Source organism: Dietzia sp. CW19, from assembly GCF_014145265.1.
Classification (GTDB): Bacteria; Actinomycetota; Actinomycetes; order Mycobacteriales; family Mycobacteriaceae; genus Dietzia; species Dietzia natronolimnaea.
The window spans coordinates 2504-5654 of record NZ_JAALEE010000536.1; the positions used below are offsets into that span (position 1 = coordinate 2504).

Consider the following 3151-nt stretch of genomic DNA (forward strand, 5'->3'; position numbering starts at 1 on the left):
CTCCGCCCAGATCGGGATCACCGAGGAGCCCGCGGGCGGCTCCCCGGCCCCCACGGGTGAGGTACTGCTGGCCCTCGACCTGGCCTGAGCGCGCGACCCGGCCTGAGCGAGCGACCCGGCCCGAGCGCGCATCCTGGCCCGATGGGCGCGACCCGGCCCCGACGGTGTCCGGGCGGGATCGGCCGCTCAGGCCCGGCGGCTCACGGCCGCCACCACTGCCGCAGTGGAACGTCCCAGGTCATGGTGTCGCCGAGCCGGACGGCCAGGATCTGATGGAGCTGGATCTTGTTGTGCTCGAAGCCGTACTGGCAGGCACCCATGTAGAGCCCCCACAGCTTGGCCATCGGTTCGCCCACCTCGTCGACGGCCTCGTCCCAGTGCTCGACCAGGTTCGCGCACCAGTCGCGCAGCGTGAACGCGTAGTGCTGGCGGAGGTTCTCCTCGTGGACCACCTCGAACCCGGCGTTCTCCGCCTCGAGGTGGACCGTCCCGGCACCGGCCAGTTCGCCGTCGGGGAAGATGTACCGGTCGATGAAGGCACCCGCCTTGACCGAGCGCGAGTTGTCCGGCCGGGTGATGCAGTGGTTGAGCAGCCGACCCCCCAGCCTCAGGTAGCCGTGCAGCCGGGTGAAGTAGTCGTGGTAGTTCCTGCGCCCGATGTGCTCGGTGATGCCGATGGAACTGACCGCGTCGAAGTCACGCTCGGGAACGTCGCGGTAGTCCATCAGCCGGACCTCGGCGAGGTCCCCCAACCCCTGGTCCCGGATCGCGGCCTGTCCCCATTCGACCTGCTCGCGCGAGAGCGTCACGCCGATCGCCCGGACCCCCCGGGCGGCCGCGTACCGCACCATCCCGCCCCACCCGCAGCCCACGTCGAGCAGACGGTCCCCGGCCTTCAGTCCGAGCTTGTCGAACACCAGCCGGTACTTGTTGTCCTGGGCCTCCTCCAGGGAGACCCCGGCGTCGGGGTAGCACGCGCAGGTGTAGGTCATGGAGGGCCCGAGGATCCACTCGTAGAAGCGGTTGGACACGTCGTAGTGGTAGCTGACCACCTCCGAGTCCCGCTTATTGGAGTGCCTGCGCATGCCGTGCGCGACGCGACGCCACGCCGCGGGCACCTCCTGCTCGGGAATCGGCAGCATCGTGATGTTCTCGCGCCCGATCGAGCGGGCGATGCGCGCCATCGTCCGCAGGTCCGGCGTGTGCGTCATGGTCTTGCGGAAGACCTCGAGCGCGCCGAACACGTCATGCGGCGCACCGGGATGCACCCCGTCGACCTCGAGCTCGCCCATGAGGTAGGCGCGGGCCAGTCCGAGGTCGCCCGGCGCGGTGACGAAGTACTGCAGCGCCCTCCGGCTCGTCAGGCGTAGCACCAGCTCGCTGTTCTCCGGGCCGAACGCCGACCCGTCGTAGGCCTCGATCCGCAGGGGCGGCTCCCCCGTCGCGAACGCGGCGACGATCTCGCCGATGGTCATCCTGTCCGTTGTCACCGTGCACCCACCGACTTGTCATAGAGGGTCGCGAAGCGGCCCCGGGGATCGAATCGCGTCTTGAGATGTGCCGCGTGCTCGCCGCCGTACAGCTGGTCGAACTCCTCGCGGGAGTAGAAGACCTCGGAGTAGAGCGACTTGTGCCCGCCGAGCCGGGAGACCTCCTCTTCGATGCGCCGGTTCCACGCCCCCTCGGCCATGCCGGGCTCGATCGGCGCGGAGGACCAGAACCCGATGTTGACGTACGTGGTCTCCGGCGCCAGCGGATACAGCGGCCACGGCCGGTCGGAGCCGGGGCCGCCGCCCACACCCGGCGCGGGCGTGGACTCACGCAGCCGCAGCGGGCAGATCCACAGCGGCTCGATGGGCACCTCCCGCAGGAACCACTCGAGGAACTCCTCGGTCCGGTCGATGGTCACCTCGACGTCCTGGACCACGCGTTCGCGCGGGCCCTCACCCTTGAGCGACCCGATCCTGTTGCCCAGGTCGTACCTGTGGTCCAGTCCGATGATCTTCCAGTACGCCGACGACCGGAGCAGCTGCTGCGGCCACCACCGGCGGATACCGGGGTTCTGCACCCCGAACGCGCGCGAGCACCAGAACCAGTCGGTGTCCCAGCGCCACAGGTAGTCGCGGATGGTCAGCCGGTCGCGGGCCACCGAGCCGGCGGGCCCGCCGTGCTGGATCGACCGATAGTAGATCGCCCGTTTGTCCCGCACTCCGGTGTAGTCCGAGACGGGGCCGGGCTCGTCGGTCCGGCGTCCCAGGGTCAGGTAGGATTCGTCGGCCGAGAAGACGACCCCGTCCAGGAAGTCGACCACCTCGTCGTCGTACGACCCGGACTCGCTGATCCGTGCCAACCCGTCGGTCAGCGCGGCGACGGAGTCGAACCGGACGTGGCGCAGTCCGACGTACCGCTCGACCGGTTCGAGCGCGATGCGCAGCCGCACCGCGTACCCGAGCGAGCCGTAGGAGTTGGGGAACCCGCGGTACAGCTCGCGCTCCCGGTCCGTGCCGTCTGGGCGGGCGGTGACGATCTCGCCCGTCCCGGTGAGGACGTCCATCTCCAGGACCGACTCGTGGGGCAGCCCCAGCCGGAAGGAGCTGGACTCGATGCCCAGCCCGGTCACCGCACCACCGAGGGTGATGGTCTTGAGCTGCGGCACCACGTACGGCATCAGCCCGTACGGCAGGGTGGCGTCCACCAGGTCCTCGTACGTGCACATGCCCTGGACGTCGGCGGTGCGGGTGTCCGGATCCACGGAGACCACGCGCGTCAGACCGGTGGTGTCGAGACCGGGCGACGACGACGAGGCGCGCGGCCTGAACAGGTTGGACGTCTTCTTGGCCAGCCGGACGGGCTCACCGACGGGGACCGCCTCGAAACTGGCCAGGAGTCGACTAACACCCTCCTCGTGGCGCCGGGGTCCGACGATCAGCGATCCGGACAGACGACCATGAGTGCCCATGCGTCCCACCCTAGTAGCGGTCGGCGACCACCAGAGTTGATCCGGCTGCGGCCCACCCCGATGGCCCGGCCGCGCGCCTCCGGCCGTCCCGGGGGTGGCGGGCGGGAGGCGGTGTGGGCCCGTCTCGAACGCGTCTCGATTGTGACACCGGTCATATCGCGCGGGCGATTCGGTCCCGACCCCGGCGGCCAT

2 protein-coding genes are annotated in these 3151 nt (G+C 70.0%); both read right to left on the reverse strand.

Annotated elements, in window-relative coordinates:
- Positions 1-200: 200 nt before the first annotated feature.
- Positions 201-1475 (reverse strand): class I SAM-dependent methyltransferase, encoded by a 1275-nt coding sequence (locus G6021_RS15150; RefSeq protein ID WP_182641638.1) that lies wholly within the window; start codon positions 1473-1475, stop codon positions 201-203.
- A gap of 11 nt (positions 1476-1486) precedes the next feature.
- On the reverse strand, positions 1487-2959 hold the full coding sequence (locus G6021_RS15155; protein WP_182641639.1) for an FAD-binding oxidoreductase: 1473 nt from the start codon (positions 2957-2959) through the stop codon (positions 1487-1489).
- Between the last annotated feature and the right edge of the window lie 192 nt (positions 2960-3151).

Excerpts from the sequence above, each read along its gene's own strand:
- G6021_RS15150 (WP_182641638.1), bottom strand. The coding sequence starts at position 1,475 with ATGACCATCGGCGAGATCGTCGCCGCGTTCGCGACGGGGGAGCCGCCC.
- G6021_RS15155 (WP_182641639.1), bottom strand. The coding sequence starts at position 2,959 with ATGGGCACTCATGGTCGTCTGTCCGGATCGCTGATCGTCGGACCCCGG.